The 1703-nt window shown below is 37.5% G+C and carries 2 protein-coding genes; one reads left to right on the forward strand and one right to left on the reverse strand.

Annotated features, from left to right (window positions below):
* Positions 1-17: 17 nt before the first annotated feature.
* On the reverse strand, positions 18-908 hold the full coding sequence (locus ABZW17_RS46670) for an IS982-like element ISLll1 family transposase (protein WP_043736692.1): 891 nt from the start codon (positions 906-908) through the stop codon (positions 18-20).
* A gap of 110 nt (positions 909-1018) precedes the next feature.
* On the opposite strand from ABZW17_RS46670, the gene ABZW17_RS46675 reads away from it, so the two are divergent.
* The coding region (locus ABZW17_RS46675; RefSeq protein WP_354829472.1) for an amidohydrolase at positions 1019-1703 on the forward strand (685 nt) is incomplete at its 3' end.

The following is a 1703-nucleotide window of genomic DNA, read 5'->3' on the forward strand; positions in this document are numbered from 1 at the left end:
CCCGAATTGCTAGTTGATTATTTAGCCATGACTTGATACCCGATAGAATATCTTAAAGTCTCTGGTTCCAGTGATTTAGCTGATTTTAACAGTAAAGAATACGCTAAAAGTATCATCTCTAATTTCAATTGAAAACCTTGAGGCGAACGACTTTTACAACGCTCAGCTCCTAGATTTGTCAAAAAAGAAAAAACTCGCTCAATCACTTTTCTACGTTTTGAAAAATTAGGGAAAAGGATTTTCTTTTGCTTCATGTTCTTCCTGACAGGTGTAATTAGATCAATTCCTTTTAATTCCAGCCTATCATGCAGTGACTGACCTAAATATCCCATATCTCCAAGGACTGTTGGTGTCCCAAATTGACTCAACACTTCCTCGGTCATTGAACTATCAGCCATTGAAGCAGGAGTAATTGTGTAGTCTATGACATAGCCTGATTCACTGACTAAAGCATGACATTTACATCCATAGAAGTACTGTCCCTTTGTAGCATTGTAGCCAACATTTGCATAATCTCCAAGAACTTTGCTTCTGAAATTACGAATAGGCTGACACAAAGGAATGGGGAAGCTGTCAATAATGGATACACTCATTCCTTCAACCTCTTTAAAGACGAGTGCTTGGCGAATGACTTGGATACTCGGTAAGAGGGCATTACAACGGCGGACAAAGCGAGAATATTCTAGGAAATTAGGAAATAAACTTTGAGCCAATTGGTGCTTAGCTTTAAGCGTTTCACTAAAATGCAGTACGCCCCATAGGTAACAAGCGATAACTAAGCAATCTGATGTTGCGAGATGGACGTTCTTTCGGTTTTGAACCTCAAGGGGAACACTCGTTTGATAAAGCGTCTCAATGGTTGTCAGTAAATAAACAAAAACTTTTGGAAGTGTGCTATTATAAGTCATATAAGTCGTGCGCTTTCTAATGCTTAGTGGTTTAAGATTAGGATAGCACGACTTATTTATTTTCCAATGAAATTAACTAGCAATTCGGGTAGAAAGTTTAGAGGTATCATATGAAACTACTTAATAATTTGTTGACTAGCTTAACACAATATGAGAATGAAATGATTCAAATTAGGCGTCATCTTCATCAATACCCAGAAATTTCTTTTCAAGAAAAAGAAACATTTAAGTATATTATGGGCTTTTATAAAGAACTTGACTGTGAACCAAAACTTATCGGAAAGGGATTTGGAATCATCGTTGATATTGAAGGTGGAAAATCCGGAAAAACTCTTGCGTTGAGAGCAGACTTTGATGCTCTTGCTATTTTTGAAGATAATGATTTAAGTTTTAAATCGGTCAATCCAGGAGTAATGCATGCCTGTGGACACGATGCACATACTGCATATTTGATGGTACTTGCTAGAGAACTAGTAAAAATAAAACAAGAACTTCCGGGAAGAGTTAGAATTGTCCATCAACCAGCAGAGGAAGTATCTCCTGGTGGTGCCAAAGGTATGATTAAAGCAGGAGCTCTTGACGGTGTCGATAATATGATCGGGGTTCATGTGATGACTACAATTAAAACAGGGGTCATTGCCTATCATAATAAAGAAACTCAAACGGGACGTTCTAATTTCACCATTACAATCAAAGGAAACGGAGGTCACGCTTCTATGCCACAATTAAGTAATGATGCAATAGTAGCCGCTAGTTACTTTGTAACTGAACTCCAAACAGTAATTTCAAGAAGAA

Source organism: Amycolatopsis sp. NPDC004625, assembly GCF_040609695.1.
Taxonomy (GTDB): Bacteria; Actinomycetota; Actinomycetes; order Mycobacteriales; family Pseudonocardiaceae; genus Amycolatopsis.

Excerpts from the sequence above, each read along its gene's own strand:
- ABZW17_RS46670 (WP_043736692.1), bottom strand. The coding sequence starts at position 908 with ATGACTTATAATAGCACACTTCCAAAAGTTTTTGTTTATTTACTGACA.